Source organism: Candidatus Pelagibacter sp. HIMB123 (assembly GCF_052048195.1).
GTDB lineage: Bacteria > Pseudomonadota > Alphaproteobacteria > Pelagibacterales > Pelagibacteraceae > Pelagibacter.
Window position 1 is genome coordinate 86,080 of record NZ_JBNAIL010000007.1, and the last position, 14,883, is coordinate 100,962.

The 14,883-nt window shown below is 28.4% G+C and carries 17 protein-coding genes; 8 read left to right on the top strand and 9 right to left on the bottom strand.

Annotated features, from left to right (window positions below):
* Window positions 1-2: 2 nt before the first annotated feature.
* The 5 genes from rpsM to ACTTBL_RS01920 are packed head-to-tail and all read left to right on the top strand — an operon-like array spanning window position 3 to window position 3,237.
* Complete coding sequence (rpsM, locus tag ACTTBL_RS01900) at window positions 3-386, top strand: 30S ribosomal protein S13 (RefSeq protein WP_440643361.1); 384 nt, start codon at window positions 3-5, stop codon at window positions 384-386.
* 2 nt (window positions 387-388) lie between these two features.
* Window positions 389-838 (top strand): 30S ribosomal protein S11, encoded by a 450-nt coding sequence (gene rpsK, locus ACTTBL_RS01905; protein ID WP_440643362.1) that lies wholly within the window; start codon window positions 389-391, stop codon window positions 836-838.
* On the top strand, window positions 838-1,866 hold the full coding sequence (locus tag ACTTBL_RS01910) for a DNA-directed RNA polymerase subunit alpha (protein ID WP_072091166.1): 1,029 nt from the start codon (window positions 838-840) through the stop codon (window positions 1,864-1,866). The genes rpsK and ACTTBL_RS01910 overlap by 1 nt, the downstream gene beginning before the upstream one ends.
* Window positions 1,866-2,309, top strand: coding sequence for a 50S ribosomal protein L17 (gene rplQ, locus ACTTBL_RS01915; protein WP_440643363.1), 444 nt, complete (start codon window positions 1,866-1,868; stop codon window positions 2,307-2,309). Before ACTTBL_RS01910 ends, rplQ begins: the two co-directional genes overlap by 1 nt.
* 10 nt (window positions 2,310-2,319) lie before the next feature.
* Entirely contained in the window at window positions 2,320-3,237 is a 918-nt protein-coding gene (locus ACTTBL_RS01920; RefSeq protein ID WP_440643364.1) for an RluA family pseudouridine synthase, read from the top strand.
* Here the strand turns inward: ACTTBL_RS01920 and lipB are convergent.
* Window positions 3,215-3,832: a lipoyl(octanoyl) transferase LipB gene (gene lipB, locus ACTTBL_RS01925; RefSeq protein ID WP_440643365.1), complete on the bottom strand. Its 618-nt coding sequence runs from the start codon at window positions 3,830-3,832 to the stop codon at window positions 3,215-3,217. The two genes, ACTTBL_RS01920 and lipB, sit on opposite strands and share 23 nt — an antisense overlap.
* Before the next feature lie 61 nt (window positions 3,833-3,893).
* Here lipB and mgtE point away from each other — a divergent pair, with 61 nt between their 5' ends.
* Window positions 3,894-5,267 (top strand): magnesium transporter, encoded by a 1,374-nt coding sequence (gene mgtE, locus ACTTBL_RS01930; protein WP_440643366.1) that lies wholly within the window; start codon window positions 3,894-3,896, stop codon window positions 5,265-5,267.
* On the opposite strand, the gene panC is transcribed toward mgtE, so the two are convergent.
* Window positions 5,268-6,113 (bottom strand): pantoate--beta-alanine ligase, encoded by an 846-nt coding sequence (panC, locus tag ACTTBL_RS01935; RefSeq protein ID WP_440643367.1) that lies wholly within the window; start codon window positions 6,111-6,113, stop codon window positions 5,268-5,270.
* A gap of 4 nt (window positions 6,114-6,117) precedes the next feature.
* Here panC and ACTTBL_RS01940 point away from each other — a divergent pair, with 4 nt between their 5' ends.
* Together ACTTBL_RS01940 and ACTTBL_RS01945 are read left to right on the top strand one after the other, a co-directional pair.
* The gene (locus ACTTBL_RS01940) at window positions 6,118-6,933 is read left to right on the top strand and encodes a sugar phosphate nucleotidyltransferase (protein WP_440643368.1); all 816 of its coding nucleotides are present in this window, start codon (window positions 6,118-6,120) and stop codon (window positions 6,931-6,933) included.
* A complete protein-coding gene (locus tag ACTTBL_RS01945; RefSeq protein WP_440643369.1) occupies window positions 6,930-8,228 on the top strand; it encodes a UDP-glucose dehydrogenase family protein in 1,299 nt (432 codons plus the stop codon). The genes ACTTBL_RS01940 and ACTTBL_RS01945 overlap by 4 nt, the downstream gene beginning before the upstream one ends.
* A gap of 2 nt (window positions 8,229-8,230) precedes the next feature.
* Here the strand turns inward: ACTTBL_RS01945 and ACTTBL_RS01950 are convergent, their stop codons facing one another.
* Genes ACTTBL_RS01950 through ruvX form a run of 7 tightly spaced genes read right to left on the bottom strand, consistent with a single transcriptional unit; the run spans window position 8,231 to window position 14,877 of the window.
* A complete protein-coding gene (locus ACTTBL_RS01950; protein WP_440643370.1) occupies window positions 8,231-8,692 on the bottom strand; it encodes a RidA family protein in 462 nt (153 codons plus the stop codon).
* Between the two features lie 9 nt (window positions 8,693-8,701).
* Complete coding sequence (locus tag ACTTBL_RS01955) at window positions 8,702-8,950, bottom strand: hypothetical protein (RefSeq protein ID WP_440643371.1); 249 nt, start codon at window positions 8,948-8,950, stop codon at window positions 8,702-8,704.
* Window positions 8,947-11,532, bottom strand: coding sequence for a type I DNA topoisomerase (gene topA / locus ACTTBL_RS01960; RefSeq protein ID WP_440643372.1), 2,586 nt, complete (start codon window positions 11,530-11,532; stop codon window positions 8,947-8,949). The genes ACTTBL_RS01955 and topA overlap by 4 nt, the downstream gene beginning before the upstream one ends.
* Before the next feature lie 37 nt (window positions 11,533-11,569).
* Complete coding sequence (gene plsY / locus ACTTBL_RS01965) at window positions 11,570-12,148, bottom strand: glycerol-3-phosphate 1-O-acyltransferase PlsY (RefSeq protein ID WP_440643373.1); 579 nt, start codon at window positions 12,146-12,148, stop codon at window positions 11,570-11,572.
* Between the two features lie 2 nt (window positions 12,149-12,150).
* Window positions 12,151-13,437 carry a dihydroorotase gene (gene pyrC / locus ACTTBL_RS01970; RefSeq protein WP_440643374.1) on the bottom strand — a complete coding sequence of 429 codons (1,287 nt, stop codon included), beginning with the start codon at window positions 13,435-13,437 and terminating at the stop codon, window positions 12,151-12,153.
* The gene (locus tag ACTTBL_RS01975; RefSeq protein WP_145597853.1) at window positions 13,438-14,379 is read right to left on the bottom strand and encodes an aspartate carbamoyltransferase catalytic subunit; all 942 of its coding nucleotides are present in this window, start codon (window positions 14,377-14,379) and stop codon (window positions 13,438-13,440) included. It abuts the gene before it with no gap.
* Window positions 14,380-14,421: 42 nt separating this feature from the next.
* On the bottom strand, window positions 14,422-14,877 hold the full coding sequence (ruvX, locus tag ACTTBL_RS01980; RefSeq protein WP_440643375.1) for a Holliday junction resolvase RuvX: 456 nt from the start codon (window positions 14,875-14,877) through the stop codon (window positions 14,422-14,424).
* Window positions 14,878-14,883: the final 6 nt, after the last annotated feature.

Consider the following 14,883-nt stretch of genomic DNA (forward strand, 5'->3'; position numbering starts at 1 on the left):
TTATGGCTCGTATCGCAGGTATAAACATTCCACAGAATAAACTTGTTCATATAGGTTTAACTTATATTTATGGAATTGGTGATAAATTCTCTCATCAAATTTGTTCATCTTTAGAAATTCCAAGAGCTAAAAGAGTAAATGAGTTAACAGATGAAGAGATTTTAAAAATTAGAGAGTACATCGATCAAAACTTTAAAGTAGAGGGTGATTTAAGGAGAGATTATTCATTAAGTATTAAAAGATTAATTGATCTAGCTTGTTACAGAGGAACAAGACATAGAAAAAAATTACCTGTTAGAGGACAAAGAACCAGATGTAATGCAAGGACAAGAAAAGGTAAAGCAATCGCTATTGCTGGAAAAAAATTAACACCAACTAAAAAATAGTTATGACTAAAACTGATAAGGTTGAGAATAAAGATCAGAAGGTAGAAAAGTCTACTAAGAAAAGTGTAAAAAGTTCTTATTCAAAAAAAAAGAAAGTTAAAAAAAATATTTTAAATGGAATTGCATATGTGCAATCAACATTTAATAATACCATCATCTCAATTGCTGATACAAATGGAAATGTAATTTCATGGGCATCTGCTGGACAAAAAGGTTTTAAGGGATCAAGAAAATCAACTCCTTATGCCGCACAGATAGCAGCCGACTCTGCAGCTTCGAAAGCTCTTGAGTATGGAATGAAAACTTTATCTGTTGAAGTTAAAGGCCCTGGATCAGGAAGAGAAACAGCTTTAAGAGCATTGCAAGCTAGAGGATTTAAGATTTTATCAATCAAAGACACTACGCCTATGCCTCATAATGGAACTAGACCACCAAAGAAAAGGAGAGTTTAATGGAAGTCGAAAATGTTAATGTAAAAAATTGGAAGTCATTAATTAAGCCATCTAAATTAGATGTTCAAATAAGTGATGACTTAACTCATGCAAAGATTGTAGCTGAGCCTTTAGAAAAAGGTTATGGATTAACTTTAGGAAATTCTCTAAGAAGGATTTTATTATCATCTATAAGAGGAGCTGCTGTAACATCAATTCAAATTGATGGTGTTTTACATGAATTCACTTCAATAAAAGGTGTTAGAGAAGATGTGACTGATATCGTTTTAAACGTAAAATCTTTAGCACTGAAAAGTAATTCTGAGGGTACAAAAAAATTAATTTTAGATGCAAAAGGACCAGGAGAAATTAAAGCTTCAGATATAGCTCCAGTTGCAGACGTTGAGATTTTAAATCCTGATTTAGTTATTTGTAATTTAGATGAAAATACCACTTTTCATATGGAGATGAATGTTAATACAGGTAAAGGATATGTTCCTGCAGAGCTAAATAAACCTGAAGAGCCACCATTAGGCCTTATTGCTATAGACTCACTTTATAGTCCAGTTAAAAAAGTTTCATATTCAGTAAGTACTGCTAGAGAAGGTAAAGCATTAGATTATGATAAATTAATAATGGAAGTTGAGACTAATGGATCAATTTCTGCTGAAGATGCTGTAGCATATTCAGCTAGAATTTTTCAAGATCAGCTTAAAATGTTTGTAAACTTTGATGAGCCAGTTGAAGCCCCTGTAAAAGAAGTTTCTACAGAACCTGAGTTTAACAAAAACTTATTAAGAAAAGTTGATGAGTTAGAGTTATCAGTTAGGTCAATGAACTGCTTAAAAAATGACAATATAATTTATATCGGTGATCTAGTTCAAAAATCTGAAGGTGAAATGTTGAGAACACCTAATTTTGGAAGAAAATCATTAAATGAAATTAAAGAGGTTTTAACAGGTATGTCTCTATATTTAGGAATGGAAATTCCTAACTGGCCACCAGACAACATTGCAGAAATGTCTAAGAAATTGGAGGAAGCAATTTAATGAGACATGGTTTGGCAAATAAGAAGTTAAATAGAACATCAGAGCACAGAAAAGCTCTACTTAAAAATATGCTTAATTCTTTAATTAAGTATGAGCAGATTAAAACTACTTTGCCAAAAGCTAAATTTTTAAAACCTCAAGCAGATAAAATAATAACATTGGGTAAAAAAGAAACTTTACAGACAACTAAAATGTTAGTTTCTAAACTACAAGATATTAAATCAGCTAATAAAGTTAAAAAAACACTTTCTAAAAGATATCAAGATAGAAAAGGTGGTTACACAAGAATAATTAAAGCTGGATTTAGATATGGGGATAATGCTCCAATGGCAATAATTGAGTTTGTTGATAGAGACGTAGAAGCAAAAAGAGTTGATAAGCCAAAAAAGGATACAAACAAAGAATCTCCTAAAACGGAAGAGAAAAAACAAGCTACAGCTTAAATCTTAAATCATGAAGAAATCTTACATCGTTGATTCAACGTGTAATGATATGCGTTTGGACAGATGGTTAAGATTAAAAATTGGCAAAATTCCACAAGGACTTGTGGAGAAATACTTAAGAACAGGAAAAATAAAACTCAATAGAAAGAAAGTTAAAAGTTCTTTTAAAGTAAAAACAAAAGATGAAATAAATATATTCAACATTGAGTTTAAAGAAACAATTCAACAAAAAAAAATTAAGTTTTTACCATCAAAAGAAATTATAAAATCAAATGAAGATCAAATTATTGACAACAATGACAATTTTGTAGTTTTAAACAAAGCATCAGGCATATCGGTTCAAGGTGGAACTAAATCAAAAAAAAATCTAGTTGATATTTTTGCTAAAAGTGAAATTTTTGAAGGAACAAAACCATATTCTGTCCATAGATTAGATAAAGATACTTCTGGAGTTTTTATTATGGCTAAAAGTAGAGAGAGCGCTCAACTACTTACTTCTTTATTTAGACTAAGAAAAGTACACAAAACCTATTTAGCTATATGTCAAGGAGAAATTAATAAAAAATCTGGCGTATGGGATGATGATTTAATTAGGTACGACGGTGATAAAAAAATAATTGAAAAAGCAAAAACAATTTTTACAGTTATTGATAAAAATTCTGAAGCAAGTTTATTAGAATTAAAACCCATTACTGGACGAAAACACCAGTTAAGAAAACAATTATATGCAATTGGAAATCCTATATTTGGAGATACAAAATATAAATTATCAAATTCTAATAAAGGAATTAATAAAAATTTAATGTTACATTCATATCAAATTAAATTTAAAATTAATGATATAAAACATACTTATTCAGCTTTGTTGCCTGATTATTTTAAAAAACTTTTAAAATCTAAAAGACTTAGATTTTCAAGTTTGAAATAAAATTTTTAACTAATATACCACTTAAATTTGAGTAATCCTGATCTAAAATATTTTTTAAATTAGTTACTCCTTTATCTGAAATACCACATGGTATAATTTTTTTATATTTTTCTAGATCATTATTTATATTTATTGCAAAACCATGATAGGCAATCCATTTGCTAACTCTGATACCTATAGCAGCGATTTTTTTGACTTCATTATTATATTTATACCATATACCGATATTATCTTTATCTGGAAAAGTTTCTATTTTATAAAATTTTAAAGTTTGAATTATTGTTTTTTCAATAGTTGTTATAAATTTTCTGATATCTTTTTTTTTCCTTAAATCTAAAACAAAATAACAAATTAATTGACCTGGTCCATGGTAAGTAATTTTACCACCTCTATTCGTTTCTAATATTTTAATGGATTTGTCAATAATCTCATTCTCTTTATAAGAGGTTCCTGCTGTAAAAACTTCATTATGCTCCAAAGTCCAAATTAATTCTTGCTCATTATTTTCATATAAATCCTTTAATCTTGACTCTAATATATTAATAGCATCAAAATAATTTACTGGTTTTATTGACTTTTTGATCTCTATGTTCATTTATAATTTGTATTATCTTTATTATGTATTAATAGTGCAAATTTAAATTATAGGTAGATTTATGTCTTTATCTAAAAAAACTAAAGATAAAAAAGTAAATTTTGAATTTAATAAAGAATATATAAGAGTTGTTACCAGCAAAATAGCTAACAATGACGCTCAATTTATTACTAATTCATTTAACGAAATGCACCCTGCTGATGCTGCGGATATTATTGAGCACCTCAGCGAAGGGGATAGAGAAAGTTTAATTAAATTAAATAATTTTAATATTGATCCGGACGTTTTTGTTGAATTGAATGAGTCTATTCAATCGGAAATTATTACATATTTATCTTCAGATTCTATAGTTAGTATTCTAAAGGGTTTAGAGTCAGACGATGCTATATCTATATTGGAAAATGTTCCTGAAGAGGATAAAAATTCAATCCTTAGCTCTTTACCACCTAAAGATAGATTTGCTCTACTAGAAAGCTTAAGCTATCCAGAGGATACTGCTGCTAGACTTATGCAGCGTGAATTTACAGCTATACCAAGTAATTGGTCTGTAGGTCAAACAATTGACTATTTAAGAGAAAACAAAGATTTACCAGAAGAGTTTTTAGAAATTTTTATTGTTAATGAAGATTTCAAACCAATAGGAACTGTTCCTTCCTCTAGAGTTTTAACAACACCTCGAGATACTAAAATGGCAACAATTATGTCAGAATCTCAATTATTAATTCCTGTAGAAATGGATAAAGAGGAAGTTGCTAACTTATTTGAAAATTATAATTTGAATTCAGCTGCTGTTGTAGACAAAAACAATAAATTAGTTGGTATGATTATGAACGATGACGTTTTAACAGTCTTGAAAGAGGAAGCTGAGGAAGATGCTTTAAGATTAGCAGGGGTAGGAGATGAAGAAATTACTGATGGAGTTGTAAAAAAAACAAAGAGAAGATTCAATTGGCTTTTGCTTAACCTATTTACGGCTTTTCTAGCCACATGGTGCATTAGTTTATTTGGAGCAACAATAGAACAAATGGTAGTGTTAGCCTTCTTGATGCCTATTGTGGCTTCAATGGGTGGAAATGCCGGAATGCAAACACTTGCAGTTACAGTAAGAACTATAGCTACAAATGATTTAACTGAAAATAATTTTTCATCTAATGTATTTAAAGAATTTTCTATTGGTATTTTAAATGGAATTATATTTGCAGTAATAAGTGCTTTTGTTGTTCAGTTATGGTTTCAAGACAGTATTCTTTCTCTGATCATAGCAATATCAATGGTACTAACAATGATCATAGCTGGATTATTTGGTATTCTTGTCCCTTTTACTCTTAAAAAAATGAATATTGACCCAGCGATTGCATCAAGTGTTTTTGTGACAACAATTACAGACGTAATTGGTTTTGTTTCTTTTTTAGGTGTTGGAGCATATTTTTTGTAATTAGATATTATCTATCAATCTGACATTATTTAAATAATAAGCAATAAATAATCTTGAGTTGTTTGTTTTATTTGAAACTTTTAGGTTTTTTTTATTTCTTAATTCTAAATAATCAATTTTAATTTTATAATTATTTTTTAATTTTACTTTTTGATTATTTAAAAATTTTGATATATTTTTATATTTTTTAATATTTTTTTTAATATTTACTAATTTTTTGTAAATACTTGCTGCAACTCTTAGATTTAATTTATTTAAAAGAGAATTTCTAGATGACAAAGCAACATTGTTCTTATTACGAATAGTTTTACAAGGGATAATTTTTGCTTTGTATTTTTTTTCTAGTCGCTTTTTAACAAGATATAATTGTTGGAAATCTTTTTCTCCCATAAATATCTTTTTTGGGTTAACTATTTTTGTTAGTCTTTCCATAACATCTAAAACTCCTTCAAAATGACCTTTTCTATATTTAGCGCAAAGTATTGTATCATTTTTGTTTATTTTAATTTTAGATTTTTTTTTATTTTCATAAATATCTTCGAATCTTGGAAGATAGACAAAATCAACTTTTTTAGTTTTTTTTAAAATTTTAAGATCTTTATCGATATTTCTAGGATAAGATTTTAAATCTTTTTTATTATTGAACTGTTTTGGATTAATAAAGATGCTAACAATTGTGATTTTACAGAGTCTATTTGATTTATTTATAAGTGATAAATGACCTTTGTGTATGCCTCCCATTGTGGGAACAAAACCTAAATCATTAAATGGCCTTAATGATTCAAATAATGAGCATTTGTCTAATAAAATTTTCATTTGTATTAAAATATTTAATAAGTAAAACATTTAAATGATTAAACAAGCAATTATTCCTTTAGCTGGTTTAGGCACAAGGTTACTGCCTTTAACTAGTGTTTTTGCTAAAGAGCTATTACCTATAAACGGAAAGCCTGGAATTGAATATATTCTTGACGAATGTGTTGATGCCGGAATTAAAGAAATAGTTTTTATAATATCTACTAAGAAACAAATGATTAAAAAATATTTTTATAGTGATAATTTTTATAAAAATATTATTAAAAAAAAAAAGGATCAAAGAATAATCAATGAGTACAAAAAAATATTAAAATATAAAAAAAAAATTAAATTCGTTTATCAAAATATTCCTAAAGGCACAGGTGATGCTGTGCTTAAAACACAAAAATATATTAAAAATAAATATTTTTTAATGTTGTTACCTGATGATTTGATAATAAAAAAAAATTGTTCAAAAGCGATGATTAAAGTTCATAAGAAATATGGTGCGTCTGTTATGGCATCTATGAAAGTAAATAAAAGAACCGTTTCAAGATGGGGAATTTATAAATTAAATAAAAAATTAAATAAAAGAAATTTCATAATTAATGGTGTTGTAGAAAAACCATCTATTAAAGATGCACCATCAAATAATGCAGTTATAGGAAGATATATACTGCCACGCACAATTTTTAAGAAACTCAAATCATTAAAGCCGATTAAGGGAAATGAAATTCATATAACAGATGCAATTCAACAATTGATAAATGATAAAGAAAAATTTGTGGCTCATAATTTTGAGGGAAAATATCTTGATTGTGGAACAATGAAAGGTTACATCAACTCTTCTAACGTAATAGGTAAATTATGAAATTATGTATGATCGGTACAGGTTATGTTGGTTTAGTTAGTGGTGTTTGTTTCTCTGACTTGGGAAATGACGTTATTTGCGTAGATAAAGATGATGTTAAAATTAATAATTTAAAAAAAGGCATTATCCCAATTTATGAACCAGGTTTAGAAGAGTTAGTTTTAAAAAATTATAAAAACAAAAGACTTAATTTTTCAACAAACTTAAAAGAAGCTGTTAAGAAATCTGATATTATTTTTATTTGTGTTGGAACTCCAACTAAAAAAAATAGTAATAGTGCTGATCTAAGCCAAGTCTATATGGCAGCAAAAGAAATCTCAAAATCTATAAATAAATTTAAAATTATAATAAATAAATCTACAGTTCCTGTAACAACAGGTGATGAGGTGGAGAAAATTATTGCTAAAAAAATAAGTAGAAAATATTTTTCAGTAGTTTCAAATCCAGAATTTTTAAGAGAAGGAGAAGCAATTAGAGATTTCATTTATCCCGATAGAGTTGTTATAGGAAGTAATGATAAAAAATCTGAGAAAATATTAAAAAATTTATATTCTCCATTAATTTCTAAAGGTGCAAAGTTTGTATCCACTAATAGACGAGCTGCAGAATTAATTAAATATGCTTCGAATGCTTTTCTAGCAACAAAAATTACATTTATTAACGAAATTGCAAATCTATGTGAAAAAACAGGCATTGATGTTGAAGATATTTCCATAGGTATTGGTCTAGATAAAAGAATTGGAAGTAGATTTTTAAGAGCAGGACCTGCTTATGGAGGATCGTGTTTTCCAAAAGATACTAAAGCAATTGTTTCTACTGCTGATAAATTTAAAACTAATTTATCTGTTATAAAAAGTGTTATTAAATCAAATGAAATTAGATCAGATATATTACAGAAAAGAGTTAATTTGATATTGAAAAATAAAATTAAAAATAAAAAAATAGCCTTTTTGGGAGTAACATTCAAAGCAAATACTGATGATATGCGAGACTCTTCTAGTTTGAAATTAATTCCTTATTTATCTAAAAGAGGTGCAAAAATTAAATATTTTGATCCAACTGGGTCAAAAAAAGAATTTAATAAATTAAAAAATGTCAAATTTTCAAAATCAATACAATCTTCTATCGAAGGGTCAGATTTAATTATCATTCATACAGAATGGAATGATTTCAAATCAATTAATTTTAAAAAGTATTCTAAAAATAAAAATCTAATTATTTATGATATGAGAAATATTTTTTCTCCCAATAAAATTAAAAAAATGGGTTTTAAATATTTTGGTATTGGAAGATAGTATTAATTTAATTCAAAAATTGCATCCACTTCAACTGATACTCCAAGTGGTAAACTATTTGTGCTTACGGCAGCTCTTGTGTGCATTCCAGCATCACCAAATATTGCAGCAATTAAATCAGAAGCACCATTAATTACTTTTGGTTGTTCAATGAAATCATCAGTTGAATTAACAAATCCTGTTAATTTTACACATGATTTAATTTTAGATAGATCACCATCGCAAGCTACTTTTGCTTGAGCAACAATACTCAAACCACATCTTTTTGCAGCCTCATAGCCATCTTGGGTTGAGAGTTCTTTCCCAACTTTTCCTTTTATTAAATCACCACTATCTGTAATTGAAATTTGACCAGAAATGAACAATAAATTTCCAGAAATTTTTGTAGCAACGTATGAGCCAACAGGTGGCTTAGCTTCTGGAAGTTTTATTTTAAGTTCATCTATTTTTTTTTGAAAATTCATAAGCTAACTTTACTTTTTTATTTTATTTTGAACATTTTCAATAAGTTTTTTTGCACCTTCAGTTACTTGCTTTGTTTTTTTAGCTGATCCTTCTTTTATCTGTTGATTTTTTTTGTTTGCAGCTTTTTTTATGTTTTCAGAAGTGCATATAATATATTCTTTTGACAGCTTTTTCATTCCTGAGCAATCATTTTTTTCAGCTAATGCCGGTATGGTATTTATTAAATAAATTGCAATTATGACTAATATTTTTTTCACTTTTTTTTCTTTTTTTTTGATTTTTTATTCTTATCGTATTCTCTTCTTTTCTCAATTAGTATAAGAGCCTCTTCCATTGTTAGCTCTGCAGGGTCTTTTTCCTCTGGTATTGTTGCATTTAAAGTTTTGTATTTAATATATGGTCCATATTGACCTTTCATGATTCGTACTGGTTTTTTATCTTCAGGATGTTCTCCCAAATCTTTTATGATTGATGAGGACATTCTTCCAGGTTTTGCTTCGGCTATTAATGTAATTGCTCTATTTAAACCTATAGAAAAAATTTCTTCTATATTTTCTAATCTAGCTGATTTATTTTCACATTTTAAATATGGTCCAAATCTACCTGTATTTAAGGTAATTTCTTTTTGATTTTCTGGATTGACACCTAATGATTTAGGTAAGGAGCATAGAAATTTTGCTTTATCTAAGTCAATACTTTCTAATTCAATGCCTTTTGGTATAGATACATTTTTCAATAGTTCATTTACCTCAGTTTTCTTTTTGGCAGTTTTTTTTCTTTTTTTAGGTTTTTCTTCTTCAATACTTTCATCAGCAATCTTCTCGTACTGCAGATAAGGACCAAATCTTCCATTTTTTAAAAAAATATCATTTCCATTTTCGTGTTTTCCAAGAAATTTTGGTTCAGCAAGTTGTGATTGAGCAGCCGCTTTAGCTTTTGATAGTGGTCTTGTAAATTTACATTCTGGATAGTTTGAACATCCAATAAACGCACCTCCTCTAAAACTATTTTTTAAACTAAGGGAACCTGTGTCACATAGCTGACATTTTCTAACTATCTTTCCTTCTTTATCAGTGTCAAATATCAATGCTCCCAAACTTTCATTTAAAAGATCTAAAACCTCTCTAGTTCTTTTTTCCTTTACCTCTGAAACATTGCTATTAAAATCTTTCCAAAACATTTCTAAGACTTTTAACCAGCTTTCTTTTCCAGAAGTTATTTCATCTAGCTGATCCTCTAGTCCAGCTGTAAAGTTATAATCTACATACTTTGAAAATAGCTTTTCTAAAAACGCAGAAATTAATTTACCTCTGTCCGTCGGGAAAAATCTTTTATTAACTATTTCTGCATAACCTCTATTTGCTATTGTTGAAATTATACTTGCATAAGTTGAAGGCCTACCAATTCCTAACTCTTCTAATTTTTTAACTAAACTCGCCTCAGAGTAACGTGGGAGAGGTTGGGTAAAATGTTGTTCATCTACAAGAGTTTCTATATTAATTGGTCCTTTTGACATCTCAGGTAAAATTTGCTCATCATCATCTTTGCTTTGATTTGAATAAATTTTTAAAAATCCATCAAATTTTAAAACTGATCCGCTTGATTTACATATAGTTTTGCCATCTTCAGATTCAATCGTTATTGTATTTCTATCAAATTTTGCTGTTTCCATTTGAGACGATAGAGCTCTAGACCAAATTAAAGAATATAATTTTTGCTGGTCAGAACTTAAATATTTTTTAACAGAATCTGGATTTCTATTAATATCAGTCGGTCTTATTGCTTCATGAGCTTCCTGAGCGTTTTTTGCTTTTTTTCCTGAGTAATTATTTGGATTTTCTGGTAAGTATTCGTTACCGTATTCCTTTTTTATAAAATTTCTAAAATCAGAGACAGCATCAGCTGATAAATTAGTTCCATCCGTTCTCATATAAGTAATTAACCCAACTGTATCTCCTTCAATTTCTATTCCTTGATAAAGTTTTTGTGCTATTTGCATTGTTCTTGATGCTCCAAAACCTAATCTACTAGAGGCAACTTGCTGAAGTGTTGAAGTAGTAAATGGTCCTGAGGGATTTCTGCTAACAACTTTTGAGGAAATATCAGTTATGTTAAATTTTTTAGTCTTAATATTGGAAATTGCTTTTTCAATTTCTTCTTTATTTTTAAATGAGAATTTTTCAATTTTTTCTCCGTCAAGTTGAGAAATGCTTGCTGTAATTTTGCTTTTGTTTTTATCCTGAAAATTAATACTTAAAGTCCAAAATTCTTCAGGCTTAAATAATTCAATTTCATGCTCTCTTTCAGTGATCAATTTCAGTGCAACAGATTGAACTCTACCTGCTGATTTTGATCCAGGTAATTTAGTCCACAGTATTGGTGATATATTAAATCCTACCAAATAATCTAATGCTCTTCTAGCCATGTATGCATCGACTAATAAGGGCTCTATCTGTCTTGGATTTTCAATGCCATGTGTGACGGCTTTTTTTGTTATTTCGTTAAATACCACACGTTCAATTTCTTTATCCTTTAAAAGTTTTTTTTCATCTAAATATTCTTTTACATGCCACGCTATTGCTTCACCCTCACGATCTGGGTCAGTAGCAAGAATTATTTTTGAAGAATCTTTGGCTGCATCAGTAATCTCTTTTAAATATTTTTTTGAAAAACTATCAACTTCCCATTCCATTTTAAAATTTTGATCAGGATCTACAGATCCATTTTTTGAAGGAAGATCTCTAATATGACCATAGCTGGCTAAAACGGTGTAGTTATCACCTAAATATTTATTAATTGTTTTCGCTTTAGCAGGGCTTTCAACTATGACTAGATTCATAAAATAACAAACTACTCAAAAGAGTTTGATAGTCAAATTAATAAATTTTTGTCTTAGTTTCTTCTTTATTTTTCAAGCGTTTAATATTTTCTCTGTGGGTAAAAAATATTAAAATAAACATTATTACGTAAAAAAATACATTTTCTGAACCCTCAAAAATTAAAATATAAACCGGTATAGAAAGTGATCCTATCAAGGAAGATAAAGATGAATATTTAGAAATAAAAAAAATTATTAACCAACAAATACTAAACACCAAACCAAAAATAATATTTAAAGAAAAAAGTATCCCAACATATGTCGCTACACCTTTGCCACCTTTAAATTTTAACCATACTGGAAACACATGACCTATAAAAGCGCATAAAGCTGATATATATACTGCATCAGGAAAATTAATTTTAATGTATAAAACAGGTATTACTGCCTTTAAAACATCAAGTATTAGAGTTGAAAAACCAATTAACTTATTACCAGTTCTTAAAGCATTTGTTGCGCCAATATTACCAGAACCAATTTCTCTAATATCTTTTTTTAAAAATATTTTGGTTAAAATTAATCCAAAAGGAATTGATCCCATTAGGTATGAGATTATACCTATTATAAAAAGTTCCATTTTTATATTTTAAATAATTCTATACCTTTTACAAATGTATTGGTTACTTTTCCTTGAAGTTTCTTATCTTCAATTGAAGTATTTTTAGATTTAGAGATTAAATTTTCTTTTTTTACAATCCATGGTTTATAGATATCTACTATACAAAAATCTGCATTATTACCAATAGACAGGTTTCCTTTATTTATATTTAATATTTTTGCTGGGTTAGAGGTTAAAGCTTGAATTATAGTTTCAAGTTTTACAGATCCATTATGAAATAATTCTAAACTTAAAGATAACAATGTTTCAATACCAGATGCACCAGTTGCAGCTTGTGCAAAAGTTAATCTTTTAGATTCTTCATCTTCAGGTTTATGGTCAGATACAATTACATCAATAGTTTTATCTTTTAATCCTTGAACTAAAGCTTCTCGATCTTCTTCTCCCCTCAGTGGAGGTGATAATTTTAAAAATGTTCTAAAATCTCCAATATCATTTTCATTTAATGAAAGATTGTTTATTGATACACCGCAAGTAAATTTAATGTTTTGTTTACGTTCTTTAATTATATCTACAGATTTTCCTGCTGATAGTTGAGATATATGATATCGACATTTGGTTTTTTCTAAGAGAGTAAGATCTCTTTCAATTATAATTCTTTCAGCAATATCTGGTATGCTTGATAAGCCTAGTTTTGTTGCAATAATACCAGAATTAATCATTCCATTTTTAGCTAAATCGTAATCTTCAGCATGTTGCATTATAAGACATCCCAAATCTTTAGCTGAATTCATAATTCTAGACATAAGTCTAGTATTTTGAATTGTTTTTACTCCGTCTGTAAAAGCAACAATTCCCTTTTTAGCTAGTAAACCAAATTCAGTCATATTGGTGCCATCAGTGTTTTGAGTTAATGAAGCGCTAGGAAAGATATTTATTTTAGACTTATCACGTCCTCTTCTTTTTAAAAAATCTACAATTGATACATTATCTATAATTGGATCTGTATTAGGCATGGTTACGACGGAAGTTACTCCTCCAGATAATGCTGCATTACTTAAAGTCCTAAAATTTTCTTTATATTCATATCCTGGCTCGCCTACAAAAACTCTCATATCCACTATACCAGGAAATATATATTTACCTTTTAAGTCAGTAGGTTTTTCTCTAGTTGGTAAATTGTTTGTGTTTACCTTTTTTCCTATTGCTTCTATCTTTCCGTCTTCTCCAATTATTAATCCACCATTTTCATTTATGGAATTATGAGGATCTATAATGTTTGCATTTATAAAGTATTGTTTTTTCATTTATTCACAAAATATTTTTAAACATGCCATTCTTACAGCAACACCTAATTCAACTTGTTCCTTAATTACACTCTTGTTTATGTCATCAGCTAATCTTGTATCAATTTCAATTCCTCTATTCATTGGACCAGGATGCATAATTAAAGCATCTGATTTTGCATGATCAAGTTTATCTGGTGTTAATCCATAATATTCGTAGTACTCTCTATTCGATGAAAGATATGAACTGGTCATCCTTTCATTTTGTAATCTAAGCATCATCACAATGTCACAATCTTTGAGACCCTTTTTCATATCAGTAAAAGTGTTTACACCAAATTTTTCAATTTCTTTTGGCATCAGATTAGATGGCGCAACTATATTAACCTCAGCTCCTAACATTGTAAGAAGATAAATATTTGATCTAGCTACTCGTGAATGAAGTATATCTCCACATATTGCTATTTTTAGTCCTTGAATTTTTTTTTTTCGATTTCTAATTGTTAATGCATCTAATAATGCTTGGGTAGGGTGTTCGCGTCTACCATCACCAGCATTTAATACGACACAATTAACTTTTTGAGATAATAGATTACATGCACCAGAGTCTTGATGTCTGATCACAATTATATCAGGATGCATTGCATTTAAGGTCATTGCCGTATCAATCAATGTTTCACCTTTCTTAATTGCAGAGTTACCCATATTCATTGACATAACATCCGCACCAAGTCTTTTTCCAGCAAGTTCAAATGAGCTTTGAGTTCTAGTTGATGGCTCAAAGAATAAATTTATTTGTGTTTTACCTCTTAACACATCAATTTTTTTATTTTTACTCTGATTTAATTTTATGAAAGCTTCTGATTCATCTAGGATATAATTAATATCATTAACTGATAAATCTTGGATACCTAACAGATGTTTTTGTGAGATTTTAATAGCTTTATTGGTTTTAATTGCCATTAAAACTAACTCTATAGCTATAAAGCCCCTAAATGGCAAGGATTAATTATTTAAATAATCTATAGCTCCTTGAAGAATAAATGCAGCTGCATTTTGATCTATGTTCTTTTCACGCTTAGAAACATTAACATCAAGCTGACTAGATAGATTAAATGCGCCCACAGTTGAAAGTCTTTCATCCCATAAGCAAACTTCTACATCAATATTTTGGTCTATATTTTTAGATACATCACTTACTGATTGAGCAGAAGGACCTAATGAACCATCCATGTTAATTGGATATCCAATAATAATTCCTTTAATATTGTTTTCCTCTATTATTTTTTTTAATTCGTTGATTAGATCATCATTATTGGTTTTATTGATTGTTTTAAAAGGTGTGGCAATTGACTGTTTTTCATCACAAATTGATACACCGATTCTTTTTGAACCAAGATCTAAACCAATCAATCTAGAGGTTTCAGACTGTTTTTTTTTGAATTCTTCAATAGTGATCATATTGTA

Coding starts and splice junctions, on each gene's coding strand:
- rpsM (WP_440643361.1), top strand. CDS start 3: ATGGCTCGTATCGCAGGTATAAACATTCCACAGAATAAACTTGTTCAT.
- rpsK (WP_440643362.1), top strand. CDS start 389: ATGACTAAAACTGATAAGGTTGAGAATAAAGATCAGAAGGTAGAAAAG.
- ACTTBL_RS01910 (WP_072091166.1), top strand. CDS start 838: ATGGAAGTCGAAAATGTTAATGTAAAAAATTGGAAGTCATTAATTAAG.
- rplQ (WP_440643363.1), top strand. CDS start 1,866: ATGAGACATGGTTTGGCAAATAAGAAGTTAAATAGAACATCAGAGCAC.
- ACTTBL_RS01920 (WP_440643364.1), top strand. CDS start 2,320: ATGAAGAAATCTTACATCGTTGATTCAACGTGTAATGATATGCGTTTG.
- lipB (WP_440643365.1), bottom strand. CDS start 3,832: ATGAACATAGAGATCAAAAAGTCAATAAAACCAGTAAATTATTTTGAT.
- mgtE (WP_440643366.1), top strand. CDS start 3,894: ATGTCTTTATCTAAAAAAACTAAAGATAAAAAAGTAAATTTTGAATTT.
- panC (WP_440643367.1), bottom strand. CDS start 6,113: ATGTTTTACTTATTAAATATTTTAATACAAATGAAAATTTTATTAGAC.
- ACTTBL_RS01940 (WP_440643368.1), top strand. CDS start 6,118: ATGATTAAACAAGCAATTATTCCTTTAGCTGGTTTAGGCACAAGGTTA.
- ACTTBL_RS01945 (WP_440643369.1), top strand. CDS start 6,930: ATGAAATTATGTATGATCGGTACAGGTTATGTTGGTTTAGTTAGTGGT.
- ACTTBL_RS01950 (WP_440643370.1), bottom strand. CDS start 8,692: ATGAATTTTCAAAAAAAAATAGATGAACTTAAAATAAAACTTCCAGAA.
- topA (WP_440643372.1), bottom strand. CDS start 11,532: ATGAATCTAGTCATAGTTGAAAGCCCTGCTAAAGCGAAAACAATTAAT.
- plsY (WP_440643373.1), bottom strand. CDS start 12,148: ATGGAACTTTTTATAATAGGTATAATCTCATACCTAATGGGATCAATT.
- pyrC (WP_440643374.1), bottom strand. CDS start 13,437: ATGAAAAAACAATACTTTATAAATGCAAACATTATAGATCCTCATAAT.
- ACTTBL_RS01975 (WP_145597853.1), bottom strand. CDS start 14,379: ATGGCAATTAAAACCAATAAAGCTATTAAAATCTCACAAAAACATCTG.
- ruvX (WP_440643375.1), bottom strand. CDS start 14,877: ATGATCACTATTGAAGAATTCAAAAAAAAACAGTCTGAAACCTCTAGA.